The organism is Pseudomonas sp. RT6P73 (assembly GCF_054897715.1).
Genome location: NZ_JBUBUV010000002.1, coordinates 3,389,542 through 3,402,638, shown reverse-complemented (window position 1 = coordinate 3,402,638; position 13,097 = coordinate 3,389,542). Strand labels below are relative to the sequence as shown.

At 57.8% G+C, this 13,097-nt stretch carries 12 protein-coding genes; 9 read left to right on the top strand and 3 right to left on the bottom strand.

Annotated elements, in window-relative coordinates; translation table 11 throughout:
• The first annotated feature begins 323 nt into the window (after window positions 1-323).
• Window positions 324-857 carry a cysteine hydrolase family protein gene (locus ACYZT6_RS16195; protein ID WP_462027777.1) on the top strand — a complete coding sequence of 178 codons (534 nt, stop codon included), beginning with the start codon at window positions 324-326 and terminating at the stop codon, window positions 855-857.
• On the opposite strand, the gene ACYZT6_RS16190 is transcribed toward ACYZT6_RS16195, so the two are convergent.
• On the bottom strand, window positions 854-1,753 hold the full coding sequence (locus ACYZT6_RS16190) for a LysR family transcriptional regulator (protein ID WP_462027776.1): 900 nt from the start codon (window positions 1,751-1,753) through the stop codon (window positions 854-856). The genes ACYZT6_RS16195 and ACYZT6_RS16190 overlap by 4 nt on opposite strands.
• A gap of 148 nt (window positions 1,754-1,901) precedes the next feature.
• Between ACYZT6_RS16190 and ACYZT6_RS16185 the strand changes: the two genes are divergently transcribed.
• On the top strand, window positions 1,902-3,401 hold the full coding sequence (locus tag ACYZT6_RS16185; RefSeq protein ID WP_462027775.1) for a purine-cytosine permease family protein: 1,500 nt from the start codon (window positions 1,902-1,904) through the stop codon (window positions 3,399-3,401).
• Entirely contained in the window at window positions 3,398-4,237 is an 840-nt protein-coding gene (locus tag ACYZT6_RS16180) for a nitrilase family protein (RefSeq protein WP_462027774.1), read from the top strand. The genes ACYZT6_RS16185 and ACYZT6_RS16180 overlap by 4 nt, the downstream gene beginning before the upstream one ends.
• A gap of 206 nt (window positions 4,238-4,443) precedes the next feature.
• Here ACYZT6_RS16180 and ACYZT6_RS16175 read toward each other — a convergent pair whose 3' ends face one another.
• On the bottom strand, window positions 4,444-5,367 hold the full coding sequence (locus ACYZT6_RS16175) for a LysR family transcriptional regulator (RefSeq protein WP_462027773.1): 924 nt from the start codon (window positions 5,365-5,367) through the stop codon (window positions 4,444-4,446).
• A 178-nt stretch (window positions 5,368-5,545) separates the two neighbouring features.
• Here ACYZT6_RS16175 and ACYZT6_RS16170 point away from each other — a divergent pair, with 178 nt between their 5' ends.
• Window positions 5,546-6,193: a hydrolase gene (locus ACYZT6_RS16170; RefSeq protein WP_462027772.1), complete on the top strand. Its 648-nt coding sequence runs from the start codon at window positions 5,546-5,548 to the stop codon at window positions 6,191-6,193.
• 356 nt (window positions 6,194-6,549) lie between these two features.
• On the opposite strand, the gene ACYZT6_RS16165 is transcribed toward ACYZT6_RS16170, so the two are convergent.
• A complete protein-coding gene (locus tag ACYZT6_RS16165; protein WP_462027771.1) occupies window positions 6,550-7,641 on the bottom strand; it encodes a DUF3616 domain-containing protein in 1,092 nt (363 codons plus the stop codon).
• 350 nt (window positions 7,642-7,991) lie between these two features.
• Here ACYZT6_RS16165 and ACYZT6_RS16160 point away from each other — a divergent pair, with 350 nt between their 5' ends.
• The 5 genes from ACYZT6_RS16160 to ACYZT6_RS16140 all read left to right on the top strand — a co-directional run bounded on the left by ACYZT6_RS16160 (window position 7,992) and on the right by ACYZT6_RS16140 (window position 13,029).
• Complete coding sequence (locus ACYZT6_RS16160; RefSeq protein ID WP_462027770.1) at window positions 7,992-8,660, top strand: polysaccharide lyase family 7 protein; 669 nt, start codon at window positions 7,992-7,994, stop codon at window positions 8,658-8,660.
• Between the two features lie 722 nt (window positions 8,661-9,382).
• Window positions 9,383-9,535, top strand: coding sequence for a YHYH domain-containing protein (locus tag ACYZT6_RS16155; protein ID WP_231669741.1), 153 nt, complete (start codon window positions 9,383-9,385; stop codon window positions 9,533-9,535).
• A 436-nt stretch (window positions 9,536-9,971) separates the two neighbouring features.
• A complete protein-coding gene (locus ACYZT6_RS16150; RefSeq protein WP_462027769.1) occupies window positions 9,972-11,105 on the top strand; it encodes an aminotransferase class V-fold PLP-dependent enzyme in 1,134 nt (377 codons plus the stop codon).
• A gap of 89 nt (window positions 11,106-11,194) precedes the next feature.
• Complete coding sequence (locus ACYZT6_RS16145; RefSeq protein ID WP_462027768.1) at window positions 11,195-11,749, top strand: YdeI/OmpD-associated family protein; 555 nt, start codon at window positions 11,195-11,197, stop codon at window positions 11,747-11,749.
• Between the two features lie 227 nt (window positions 11,750-11,976).
• The gene (locus ACYZT6_RS16140; protein WP_462027767.1) at window positions 11,977-13,029 is read left to right on the top strand and encodes an alpha/beta hydrolase family protein; all 1,053 of its coding nucleotides are present in this window, start codon (window positions 11,977-11,979) and stop codon (window positions 13,027-13,029) included.
• Window positions 13,030-13,097: the final 68 nt, after the last annotated feature.

Below are 13,097 nucleotides of genomic sequence, written 5' to 3'. Positions count from 1 at the left end.
AAACTTCTCGATATCGATGATTCACCCTAAAGCAATGGGTCAGGTCTGACCACACTTATTGTTGTTCGGAAGTGTTTGATATTGTTCTTTGCAATAGATTAAATAATATCGTCATAGTTGATGTGCTTTAATGAATTTTCAATTCAGCGTAGCGGCGTTGGGGCGGGCCTTGCCCGACTGGACAAATTCGCTGACTAGCAACGATTTCAAGCTATTCCATCGTGGGTGTTTTGCGGCATTATCGGCGGTACGCACTTTTTGCTCGGCTCCAGTGAGCAGGTGACGTACCCCTTAATCAGAAGGACGACTTTAAGGCCTGAGCCATGACCACTGCACTGCTGATCATCGACGTCCAGCACGCCTTGTGCGCTGGCGAGTACGAATGCTTTGAGATCAAACGCGTCATCCAGAACATCAACGGCCTAAGTGCCAAAGCGCGCGAAGCCGGCATACCGGTCATCCTGATTCAACACGAAGAAGAGGGCGGTCCCTTGGCGCATAACGCCGAAGGCTGGCAACTGGCAGATGGCCTGGAAGCTTCAACCCAAGATCAGCGCGTGCGCAAAACCACACCGGACTCTTTCTACCAGACCGATCTGCGCCATCTGCTGCAAAAGCGGGATGTTGATCGCCTGATCATATGCGGTCTACAAACCGACTATTGCGTCAATGCCACCGTTCGCCAGGCCCACTCGCTGGGTTACGACGTGGTGCTCGCTGCCGATGCCCATTCAACGGTCGACAACGGCAACATGCGTGCCGATGACATCATCGCCGAGCACAACAAGGACTTGGCGCGCCTGACCGGTTCGGTGGCACGGATCGACGTCATCCCGGCCAGCGAAATACGCGTCTAAGTACTGAAAATATCGACCAGTTCGTTGAGGAACGCACTCACCAAATCACGCTGACGCGCCGAATGCCGAACCGCCGCATGAAAGCCGACCTCATAACGCAGCAGCTCAGGATTCAGCGGATGCAACTGTCCCAGTTCTTCATGCTTGGCCGCATAGTGCTGCGGCAGAAAGCCCAGGTGCTGGCCCGACAGAATAAGCAGGGCGGCACCGTCCATGCTGTCGGTGAGCACGGTCAGGCGGTCGATCGAGGTGGGCGCAGGCATTTCCGGCAAGGGGTGGCTGGGCCATACCCAATCGAAATCGCTGACATCATCCCGGGTCAGCTCGCCCACTTGCTCAAACAGCGGATGCGCAGGGGCGCAGTAGGCGATCTGGGTTTCCTGGAACAAGGGGAAGTAATCGATGTTGGGCAAGCGGTGCCAGAAGTAACCGATCGCCAGATCGATATGGCTATTGATGATTTTCTCTTCCAGCAGTGACGACGACAGTTCCGTAAAGTGGAAATACAGGCCTTCATGGCGAGAGCGTAAACGCGCGATGGCCAGGGCGATTTTCTTGTTGGCAACGGGGTCGATCTGACCGAGCAGACCGATGTTGATGTTGCCCGACACCTTGCGATTGATGTGCTGGACTTCAACCCGGAAGCCTTCGGCCGCCGCCAGCAATCGCCGGGCCGCCTCGACAAACTGACCGCCCTTGGGCGTCACCGAAAATCCGCCACGACCGCGCTCGCACAGGCGAAATCCCACCCTTGCTTCCAACGTCGCCAGTTGCGCACTGATGGTGGGCTGCGTGGTATTCAGCGCAGTTTGCGCGGCCGAGATGCCGCCCGCCTCAACGACGGTCAGAAAGACCCGGATCAAACGCAGATCCAGCTCCGATACAGTGCCCAGCATGGGTGTCCCTCAATGTTCATTTACATAGACGCCGATCTATGTAAACAGTGTGCCCGCGATATTTTACAGCCCTGCCTCAGGCCCTACATTGCAATGAAACCGGCGCTTTGCCCATAAAAACAACAATCAACTGCATAGGAACAATCGTATGTCAGGGTCTCCTCATTCTGCGCACGCCCTCGAGGCGAGTGGCGGGTTGGCCATCGAAGGCCACTCGATCGATTACATTCCGGAAAACGAACGCCACGCCAAGCTCAGCAGCCAGGGGCCTTTCTGGTTTTTGGGCAACTTCCACTTCTTCACCATCTCCATCGGATTTGTCGGCCCAAGCCTCGGATTGTCGGCGCTGTGGACGATGGTGGCCGGTGCGCTCGGCATCATGTTCGGCACGATCTTCATGGCCTTCCACGGTTCACAAGGTCCCGAAATGGGCCTCCCGCAAATGATCCAGTCCCGTGCCCAGTTCGGGTATCGCGGCGTGATCCTGGCCTTGATGGCGACGATGTTTGTGTTCGTCGGATTCAATGTGGTGAACATCTCGCTGATCATGAACGGCCTCGAACACGTCTTCGGCATCGACCCGACCATCGTCGCCATTGCCGTGGTACTGATCGGCGCGCTGCTGTCGATCTACGGTCACGACCTGATGCACAAGGCGTTCAAGTGGGCATTACTGGCGACCTTGCCGTTGTATGCGCTGGTGACCATCGCACTGATGTTCGGTGCTGGCCAGGAGGGCGTCACACCGGCGACCGATCTGGGTTCCAGTTGGGTGGCGTTCGCCACGCTGTTTGCCATCGGCGCGAGCTACAACATTTCCTATGCGCCGTATGTCTCCGACTATTCCCGATACCTGCCAAAAAACACCAGCCGACCGAAACTGATCGCCGCCGTGTTCATCGGCGCATCGTTGTCGGGCGGCTGGATGATCGGCCTCGGCGCCTGGCTCGCGCAGCAATTGAAAGCGGCGGACGCGCTAGTGGCGCTGAACCAGGTCGGCTCTTCGATGATTCCAGGCCTGGGCAATGTGCTAGTAATCGTCTCGGTGGCGGGCTTTCTGCCGATCATCGCGCTCAACACCTACAGCGCCATGCTGACGTTGTTGACGGGGGTCGACTCGATCAAAAAAATCACGCCGACACCCCGCGCCCGAGTGATGTCCATCTCCGCGATCAGCATCATCCTGTTGACCTGCGTGCTGTCGATCAAGGGCGATGGCATCGCGCTGTTGAACACCTTCCTCGTGCTGCTGTTGTACTTCCTCGTGCCATGGACCGCAGTCAATCTGGTCGACTACTTCTTCGTGCGCAAAGGCCGCTACGCCATCCCGCATTTCTTCACGCCGAAGGGCATTTACGGCGCCTGGCAATTTCGCGGGATCATCTCGTACTTGATCGGCTTTGCCGCGATGGTGCCGTTCTTCTACATCTTTGATGCCGCCGCCGGTAAAGAGGTTTTCGTCGGGCCACTGGCGCGCATGCTCGAAGGCGTGGACATCGCTTGGCTGGTCGGCCTGGTGGTTTCGGGCCTGACGTATTACCTGCTCAGCCGTTCGATCGACCTTGAATACGAACGCCGGATCATCGACTCGATCACCGAGAGCGACATAGTTTCCATGGCTCATCAGCCTGCGGAGGAGGGACGTTGAACAGCGTGAAAAATACCGTGGTCGCCTGCTGCCAGGTGGCACCGAAAATAGGCGACCTCGCTTACAACCGGACCCTGACAGAACGTGCGATTCGTTCGGCGGCGTTGCAGGGGGCGCAAGTGGTGGTGCTGCCTGAGCTGGTGCAGAGCGGTTATGTGTTCAACGACCGCAGCGAAGCATTGTCCTTGTCAGAAACGGTCGAAGGACCGACCTTGAACCTGTGGGCGGCACTCGCCCGCGAGCTGAACATTGTGGTGGTCGGCGGTTTTTGCGAACGGCTGGAAGGCGATTTACTGGCCAACAGTGCGGCAATGATTGATGCCCAAGGCCTGCGCGCCGTGTACCGCAAAGCTCACCTCTGGGATGCCGAAAGCGAAATCTTCAGCCCCGGTAACGTCGCGCCGCCGGTGGTCGAAACGGTCCATGGACGGATCGGTATGCTGATTTGCTACGACCTGGAATTCCCGGAGTGGGTGCGACTCCCGGCACTGGCCGGCGCTGACCTTCTTTGCGCACCGGTCAACTGGCCCGACGGGCCACGGCCGCCGACCGAGCGTCCGGCGGAAGTGGTGCGCGTTCAGGCCAATGCTTCGGTGAACCGGATGTTCATTGCCGCGTGTGATCGGCATGGGCATGAACGCGGGGTCGGTTGGGTGCAGGGTTCGGTGATTGTTGATGCTGATGGTTACCCGCTGGCCGGGCCGGCGGAGCAGGGGGGCGAGCAGATTTTGTTGGCGACACTTAACCTTGCCGAGGCGCGGAACAAGCGGATTAGTGCGCGTAATGATTTGCATCGGGATCGGCGGCAGGGGTTGTATGGATGCGTCGAGGAGTGAAGCGGTAGGCCGATTCTGTTTTGGTTACCGGATGCCTTGGTAGGGAAGGGGCAAGACAAATCCATGTCTGCAAAGAGAGCGGGAGCGGCCGAGCCGGAACAAAGCGCTTCTGGATGATCGCTGCGGATCACGAAGGGCAACAATCGACCCAAAGCGGCCCTTCGCGAATGGCAGCAAATGGGGCATGTCTGTCGCTCCTGCTTTGCTCAGCTACACGCCAACGCATCATCCTGATGTGACAGCGGCTGCACCGCTAGGTGCGGAGTTTCGCCGAAGAACTCGATCAGCAGTTCAGTGAGCACACGTATTTTCCGGGCTGGATGCGGACCAGGCGGGCGGATGATGTAGGCACCGGCCGGGGGGGGTGGATGGTTTGTCATGATCGGCACCAGTGCGCCGGATGCCACGTGTTCATGGGTGAGGCAGTCGGGCAGGTAGGCGACACCGAGGCCTGCGGTCGCGGCGGCGACGAGGGCGGTGCCATTGTCGGCCTTGAAGCGTCCTTGCGGTCGAACCGTGATGATCTTGTCGCCATCCATGAATTGCCAGGCTTCGGTGCCCTGCATGAGCGCCTGATGGGCGATCAGTTCATCCGGTGTCTCGGGTGCGCCGTGCGCCGTGATGTAGTCGGGGCTCGCGACGAGCTTGCCGTAGACCGGGCCAATCCGCCTTGCGATCAGATTGGAGTCCTGCAGATATCCCACCCGGATGGCGCAATCGTACCCCTCGGCAATGAGGTCAACGAAGCGATCGCTGTAGCAGGTCTGGATATGCAGCTCCGGATGACGACGTGCCATTTGCGCCAGCATCGGGGCGAAGTGAGTCGGGCCGAACGACAGCGGGACGGCTACGCGCAAGCGGCCGCGAAGGGCGCCGGCGGGCAGGATCGTTTCCTTGGCGATGTCGATCTCGGTGCAGACTCTGGCGGCGTAGTCCCGGAACGTCGCGCCGGCCTCAGTAAGTGCCGCCCCGCGAGTGGAGCGTGCCAGCAGTTGCACGCCCAGTTCGGTTTCAAGCCGAGCCAGGCGGCGACTGACGATCGATTTCGACACGCCAAGACGCAGTGCAGCCTGCGAAATGCCCCCGGCATCAGCCACTTCCACGAAGGTCTGTAGTTCTTCGATATCCATTCTTGCGTTCCCCTTTTCGCGACACAGCACATCGCGCGATGCTACTACTGCATCGAACATGGGAACAGCACAATGGATTTTCCAGGCGCGGCGTCATTCGCACGTGTCCTGGAATCCATCAGTCGCACAGGCTCCGGCCTTTTCACAAACGTGCGTCACCCATGAAAAGGATTTGCCAATGGCAAGCGAGACTCTCCGCAACCCCGATACCGATCAGCTACTGACCCCGGAAAATTCGGCGTTGATCATCATCGATTATCAGCCTGTTCAGGTTTCTTCGATCCGCTCGATGCCGCGTGATGAACTCGTCTTCAACATCACCAGCGTCGCCAGGGCGGCGGTCAACTACAACCTTCCGATCATCCACTCGACCGTCAATGTCGCGACCGGCCGCAACAAGCCGCCGATTCAGGAGCTGCAAGAGGTGCTCGGCCATCTGCCGACCTATGACCGCACCTCGATCAACAGTTGGGAGGACACGGAATTCAAGCAGGCAGTCAAGGCGCTCGGGCGCAAGAAGCTCATCATGACTGCACTCTGGACCGAAGCCTGCCTGGCATTCCCGGTGCTCGACGCGATCCAGGAAGGCTATGAAGTTTATGTGCCGGTCGATGCGGTCGGCGGCACATCGCTCGCTGCACACGAGGCGGCGTTGCGCAGAATGGAACAGGCGGGCGCGAAGCTCATCAGCCGGGTGCAGATGTACTGCGAACTGCAGCGCGACTGGGCGCGAGAAGTGACCGTGCCGGGCTTTATGGGCGTGTTCGAAAACTTCGACGGGTTCAACGCTGAAAAGGCTCTGGATGAGGCGGACAAGAAGGCCTGATTAGCGGGCAGTTGATGAAGGTGGCGCTCGCGAAAGCGGACGCTGCCTTTATTTTTTGTAGTGAATTAGCCGGACACTTTGACACGCTCGGGCGTCGCAAAACTTTTCTAGCGACCTCAGAGTCAGCACGGCTTCGGCGAGAAGGTCCGGCCTGCCGAGCGCTTTGGCGGTGCCTGCATTTGTTCGGTGTTCGTTGACCATAATTTCCAGGCGATGAACAGGATAAAGGCAACGCCGAGCCATTTCACCGCGATGAAGACCGACTCGAACTGCAGGGCCAGCGCTGCAAGTCTGAGGTGGCGACCAGCAGCCCAGGCAAACTGATCTACAGGCCGCGTTGACGTCGATGTGCGTGGCTAATCCAGGATGAACAGGTCCCCTTCCACATCTGTATCGCCGTGTTTACGACTCTGCGCCGCAGAGTCGTAGACGATCATCAGAACCTCCCCAGGTTGCTCGCCCGATTGGAACAGACACATGCCCTCAGCGTGATCGTTGCCTTGCCCGAAAGGCACCTCCAGCACCTTCTCCAATTGATCGGTGAAGACCACGCTTTCCTCGTCGGACGCGAAACCGCCGCGCCAGCGGAAGACCGTTACCGGACCGTCCTGCTCCATCGTGGGGCCCGCCAGGATCAGCAGATCGTCACCGCGGGTGCACAGGTCACGCATGCCCAGGCCATTGAGCGCGAAGAAGTGCTTGCGGTAGCGGCGCCCATCCGGACCGATCTTCTTCAGCACCAGCGTGTCAGACGAGGCGTCGTTCAGCTCGGGTTCGATCTCCAACAACACGGCCCAGCCGCGTAGCACCGGTCCACGCAGCCCCAGCAGAAGGCGCGAGCCGATCATCACCAACCCTTCGATATCGAAGCCGTTGTCCTTACCCGGGATACGCAGGAAGTCGCGTAGCTGAGGATCTTCAGCAATGGCCGCGGTCAGGTCGTTACCGACTTCGTTGCCCTGCAACTGCGCCGCTGTACGTCCATCGGCCTCCACTTTCCTGGCGAGTACATAGCTGTCGTTCTGCTGCACCACAGGGATGCGGGCCAGCAGAAAACGATTGCCGTCCGCCTCTACCGTCGACAGGCGCTTGATATTCTTCTGTGCAGAAGTGCCGGCCTCGGACTTCTTGCGCTTCAGGCTATGGGATCCCACCACCCAGAGGTAACCACTGTCAGGGACATAGGCCAAGCCCTCGATATCGATCTCGGCGTCTTGTTTCGATAGGGGCAGATCCAGATATTCCAGGAGCGGAAACGATTGGTGCTCGGCGCACCTTACGACGCCGCCGGGCGCAGCATCCTGGATTTTCAGGCGTTCCAGGCTCGTGGTTTCGTCGTTCGCCACCCAGAGTGTGTCGTCAATCTGCTGAGCGACCGAAAGGCCATCGCGCAACGACGCAAACGCCGGATCAAAGCTCAACAGCGCAAAATTGCTTCGGTTGCTCATGAGCGGTCTCCTGCCTTTATGGCGCGGCGCGCCGGTTATTCAGAACCGGATTCTGCGCGTGTTTTTCATCTAGTGCATGCACTCGAGCTAGCCGCTTGTCCACCGCTGACGGCTTAAGTCCCTTCGGTACAGCTGCCAAGCAATCGGGATTAGTTCCATCAACCTCCAAATTAGCCGACTAACGGTGACCCTCGTGGGCACAAAGCCTGCAATAACCACCTCGACGAACATTTGACGTCAATCTACCGCCATACGGATTTCCTGGTCAGCAGACCCAATTGACACAGCTCCATAGCGTCGGTTCGAGCGCAACTGCGGCCGCAACATTCCCCGCATACAGGATTATTGAGATGATCGACCTCGCCACCTGGAATTTAAGCATTCCTGAAGGCAGCCCACCGGCCACCATAGAAACGCCTCGACTGGCGCAAGGCTTCAAGGACCAGTATTTCAGTTCTGACGCCGCTACCCTTTCATTCTGGGCACCTGTGACCGGTTCCAGGACGGCCAACGCTATTTACCCGCGCAGCGAGTTGCGGGAAACCTATAGCGATGGAACGCTGCGCAACTGGCAGTATTCAGCGGCGGATAACATTCTGCGGGCGAGTCTGACCGTCAATCAGGTGCCCAGCACCGGCAAGATCGTGATTGGTCAGATTCACAACAAGGACAGCAACAGCCCCATGGTGAAGCTGGAATACCAATACAAAACGTCGGCTTTGACGGGAAACATTGTCGCCAAGGTGCGCACGCGCCCCGACGATGAAGAGGGCCAGGTCATTACCATTGCGACGGGTGTGCCGCTCGACCGCAACTTTTCCTACCAGATCCACCTCAGCCCGAAGGGCGCGCTGGGCATCAGCGCTGCAGGATACAACTGGAGAACCACCATCGACCCGAGCTGGAAGACCAAACCACTTTATTTCAAAGCGGGTGCGTATGTGCAGGACAACACCGGCTATCCCACCGAGGGCGGAAAAGTGACGTTCAGGATGCTGGAGATCCAACACAACAATTAGTCGCTTCAGGTCACTACCAAGTGGCTAGTTGTCAGTGAACTCAACCGCGCGGGCAGCAGATGCCCTCGAAGCCTTTCAAAACCATTGCGTGCGCAAACAATTGGATACGCTGCTATCACAGGCGGGTGTCGAAGGTGGCGGCACGCATCCGTACAGGGTGCGATCACGTTCACTATCGCAAAGTAGGCGAGCGGGACGAGGAATGCATCAGATGGGTGGCGGAGGCTACCCAGAGAAGATTTATCCTGAATTATGAATGCTCTTTCCTGCGCCCGGTGCTGGATTGAGTTAACTAACCTTAAGAGCGTCGGTCGATTGGACCATTTCGCGGTGGGCAGCTATCGACCCGAAGCGGACATTCATTTTGAGTCGCTCAATCGCTGGCTCAGAGGACAGTGTCGTCACGTAGAAATAAACAAGGCCGCAATCGCAGCCTTGTTTATTTCGGAGTGTTACTCGTGCGAATGGCCGTGCTCGGCACTCTCGGAGGTTGTGCCTTTTTCGCCACCGCCGCATGAAAGCGACGAGTTTCCAGTTTGTAGGGGATTTTATATCCCCCCTAGGGGGATGTGGGGCCATCCGAAACCAGAGCCAGTGGTAGCTCAAGAAGTAGGCGCTCAGCCGTTCATCTAATGTTGGGAAGACAGTTAGGAAGTGGCTTGCCCAATGAAGGCAATTAGCCATACGCTGCGAAGCGTGAGATATCTCACGGATAAAAAAACATGAGCATGGAGCAAGCCCTGATGAAACTGTCCGCCATTTTGATCGCCGCTTTACTTTCGATTACGTCCGTTGCTGTCTTCGCGCACAGTGGCGGTACTGATTCAAAAGGCTGCCATCGCAACCATAAAACGAACGACTACCACTGCCACTAAACAGCAAGAGCACACCTTGCGGCTGGGCCGCAAGGTGGCTTTCTCACATTTGTGGAGGCCAGTTAAAGAAAGGCTTCTTTCATGCGCTTCAGACTTAAAGTGAAGGGCCGCTTCTGGCCGATTTCTGCCTGTTGCGAGGGGGCAGAAAACGGCCATGAGCAGTCGGTGGACAGACCAGGTGTAACCTGATTGCCGCGTTGCGCCATCGTCGTCGACCAACCGGACTGGGGGCAGTTGCACCATTTGGCTTGTGCAAACTGCCTGCTTTTTACCGTTGTATTTCTTGTGCGCAACCTGCGCAGTCAGAACCAATTGCCGCTCACTGGCGATGCCAGCCGCTCGACAGAAGTCGCCATTCAATCCCGAGCAATCTTGTCATTTGCCAAGGCTTAGGGCAGGGTCGATACCACTGACATCTCTGCCAAAGGAGTCACCCATGTCAAAGCTATATCCCAGTATCGATCCCGAGGGGCTGGTCGAGTACTCAGTGGTCTACACCGACCGCTCGCTCAACCACATGTCGCAGTCATTTCAAGGCGTGATGAAGAACATTTCCAGCACCCTGAAACAGGTCTACAACGCCCAGGCTGTTGCGGTGGTCCCGGGCAGCGGCACATTTGGCATGGAAGCGGTGGCGCGACAGTTTGCCACCGACCAGCAATGCCTGGTGATACGCAACGGCTGGTTCAGTTATCGCTGGAGCCAGATCCTTGAGATGGGCAACATCCCGGCGGCCACCACGGTGCTGAAAGCCCGACCGGTCGACACGGGTCGCCAGGCTGCCTACGCTCCACCCCCTCTGGACGAAGTGCTGGCAGCCATTGCGGCGCAGAAGCCGCAGATTGTCTTCGCCCCCCACGTTGAAACCTCATCAGGGATCATCCTGCCCGACGACTACCTGCGGGCCGTCGGCGACGCCGTGCATGCGGTGGGTGGCCTGTTCGTGCTGGACTGCATCGCCTCAGGCACGCTTTGGGTTGATATGCAGAAATGCGCAGTCGACCTGCTGATCAGCGCACCGCAAAAAGGCTGGAGCGCCTCTCCTTGCTGCGCCCTGGTGATGCTCAGTTCTTTGGCCCTCGAGCGCATCGAGCAGACGCAAAGCAGCAGCTTCGCCTGCGACCTGAAAAAGTGGCTTCAGATCATGCAGGCCTACGAACAGGGCGGACATGCCTACCATGCGACCATGCCCGGCGATTCCCTCGCGCGATTTAACGAAGTGATGAAAGAGACGCAAGCCTACGGTTTCGACAAGGTCCGCGGCGAACAACAGGCTCTGGGCGACCGGGTGCGCGCAATGTTGACCGGCAAAGGCATCAAAAGCGTGGCCGCAGCCGGCTTTCAGGCCCCTGGCGTAGTGGTGAGCTACACCGATGATGCCGACATCAAAAGCGGCAAGAAATTTGCCAGCCACGGCCTGCAGATCGCCGCCGGAGTGCCGCTGCAATGCGATGAGCCGGCCGACTTCCAGACGTTCCGCATCGGTCTGTTCGGACTCGAAAAACTGCACAATATCGAGCGCACAGTCAGCACCCTCGAGCAGGCACTGGACGAGGTGATGGTTAACTAAGCGCTCATCCTGGCGCCATCAATGTCGCATTTAAACGCGACGATGATGTCGCCAGAAAGTAGTCAGGCGTATCAGTTGGAGGCGTTGCAATGACAACAATCGATGTGAAATCCCGATTCGAAGCAAAGCTTCTTCGTCCCGCAAAGCCCGGTAATGATACGTCGTGGGCGTTCGCGGTACTGCCAAGAGACGCGAGTGAACCGCTTCCGAGGCGAGGAAGGACGACTGTTGAAGGCACAATCAATGGGCACCCTTTCCAGGCAACCCTTGAGCCCGATGGTCAACTGAGCCATTGGCTGAAGGTAAGTAGCGAGTTACTCGACGCCGCAGGTGTGGCCGTTGGGGATATCGTTACACTCGAGCTAACCCCTGCGAAGAAGGAACCCGAGCCAGACATCCCGGCAGACTTTGAGGAAGCACTGGCAGCCACTCCTGAGGCTCGTAAAGTTTGGAGTAATACAACGACCCTCGCACGAGTGGACTGGATTCACTGGATTACTTCAGCCAAGCAACTCAAGACGCGCGAAAAGCGAATTGGTGATGCCTGCGATATGCTTGCAACCGGCAAGAAGCAGGTGTGCTGTTTCGACCAGTCCGGCTATTACAGCAAGGCCTTCCGTGCGCCCGAGGCAGAAAATTTTTAAATGGAACAATCCGTTGAATACGGCTAACAAATAAAAAGGGGACGGATTTATTTTTCCTTTTTTCGCGAAAAACGCTAACGATGAAAGTTTTGCGCGGCGGTTCGAATATGGACTTTAATGTCCGTGCTTACATGCAGCCACATTAGCTTCGACTCCCTACGAAGATGGACGCGCCTGACGGCGGGTTCAGGCTGCCAAGCATTTGTCTAATCAAGGAAGAAACGACATTGAAAATAGCTTTCTGCGCTCTGTTGTTGAGCTGGCTGACTACCCTCGCACTCGCTGACGAGAACCCTGTCGGCTTCCAGTCTTCCACACTGCCCGACTCGCAGAATGACCGCTCACTGGAGATGGTCGTCTGGTACCCCAGCGCAACGACCGCCGCCACGCAAATGATTGGCGATGATGTGGTGTTCGTCGGGGCTTCTGCTGTTCGTGACGCGCCGCCCGCTGCTGGCAAACATCCATTATTGGTGCTCTCCCACGGGTACAGGGGAAACTGGAGCAACCAGATCTGGCTTGCCAGTGCTCTGGCTCAAAGGGGTTACATCGTCGCCGCAATCAACCACCCTGGCACCACCACTCATGACCGTAGCCCTCAAGCTGCGGCGCAGTTATGGCAGCGGCCCGTTGATGTGCGCCGAGCCATTGATAGCGTCACGGCTCAACCTGAAAAATTCGGCTTGGTCGCCAATGACCGAATCGCAGTCGTAGGCCATTCACTCGGCGGCTGGACCGCCCTGGAAATCGCCGGTGCTCGCTTCGATCCAGACCGCTTCGCCCAGGACTGTAAAGCCCACCCGCAGTTATCAAGTTGCACCGTCTATTCAAAGATAAATCCCGCAAGTACCTCAGAATCAAAGGCCGCGTTGACCGCCGATTGGCGCGATAAACGCGTCACCGCGGTGGTTACATTGGACTTGGGCCTTTCACGAGGCATGACCGATGAAAGCCTGGCCGCGCTGCCGATACCAGCGCTGGTTATCGCTGCCGGCGTACCGTCACGCGAGCTTCCCGCTGAGTTGGAGTCTGCCAACCTGGCCAAACGCCTGCCTGCGGCATCAAGCCGTTACGTCGAAATCAGCGACGCAAGCCACTTCAGCTTCTTGTCGGTGTGCAAACCTGGCGCGGAGGTACTGCTCGAAGAAGATGTACCGGGCGATGGCATCATTTGCCGGGATGGTGACGGCGGCCGCTCGCGTGGGGTGATTCAACAGCAGGTTGCGTCGCTGATAGCGGAGTTTCTTCAGTCATCTATCTACAAAGAAGGTCGTTTGTAGAATCGTGGTGGGAGAAGTGCTGCAGCTCAGCAAAAAAATGCTGGAGTAGTTTCAGCGTCCGCGCAATT

Bases quoted from the DNA above. Each gene is read 5' to 3' on its own strand.
- ACYZT6_RS16195 (WP_462027777.1), top strand. From the start codon at position 324: ATGACCACTGCACTGCTGATCATCGACGTCCAGCACGCCTTGTGCGCT.
- ACYZT6_RS16190 (WP_462027776.1), bottom strand. From the start codon at position 1,753: ATGCTGGGCACTGTATCGGAGCTGGATCTGCGTTTGATCCGGGTCTTT.
- ACYZT6_RS16185 (WP_462027775.1), top strand. From the start codon at position 1,902: ATGTCAGGGTCTCCTCATTCTGCGCACGCCCTCGAGGCGAGTGGCGGG.
- ACYZT6_RS16175 (WP_462027773.1), bottom strand. From the start codon at position 5,367: ATGGATATCGAAGAACTACAGACCTTCGTGGAAGTGGCTGATGCCGGG.
- ACYZT6_RS16170 (WP_462027772.1), top strand. From the start codon at position 5,546: ATGGCAAGCGAGACTCTCCGCAACCCCGATACCGATCAGCTACTGACC.
- ACYZT6_RS16165 (WP_462027771.1), bottom strand. From the start codon at position 7,641: ATGAGCAACCGAAGCAATTTTGCGCTGTTGAGCTTTGATCCGGCGTTT.
- ACYZT6_RS16160 (WP_462027770.1), top strand. From the start codon at position 7,992: ATGATCGACCTCGCCACCTGGAATTTAAGCATTCCTGAAGGCAGCCCA.
- ACYZT6_RS16155 (WP_231669741.1), top strand. From the start codon at position 9,383: ATGAGCATGGAGCAAGCCCTGATGAAACTGTCCGCCATTTTGATCGCC.
- ACYZT6_RS16150 (WP_462027769.1), top strand. From the start codon at position 9,972: ATGTCAAAGCTATATCCCAGTATCGATCCCGAGGGGCTGGTCGAGTAC.
- ACYZT6_RS16145 (WP_462027768.1), top strand. From the start codon at position 11,195: ATGACAACAATCGATGTGAAATCCCGATTCGAAGCAAAGCTTCTTCGT.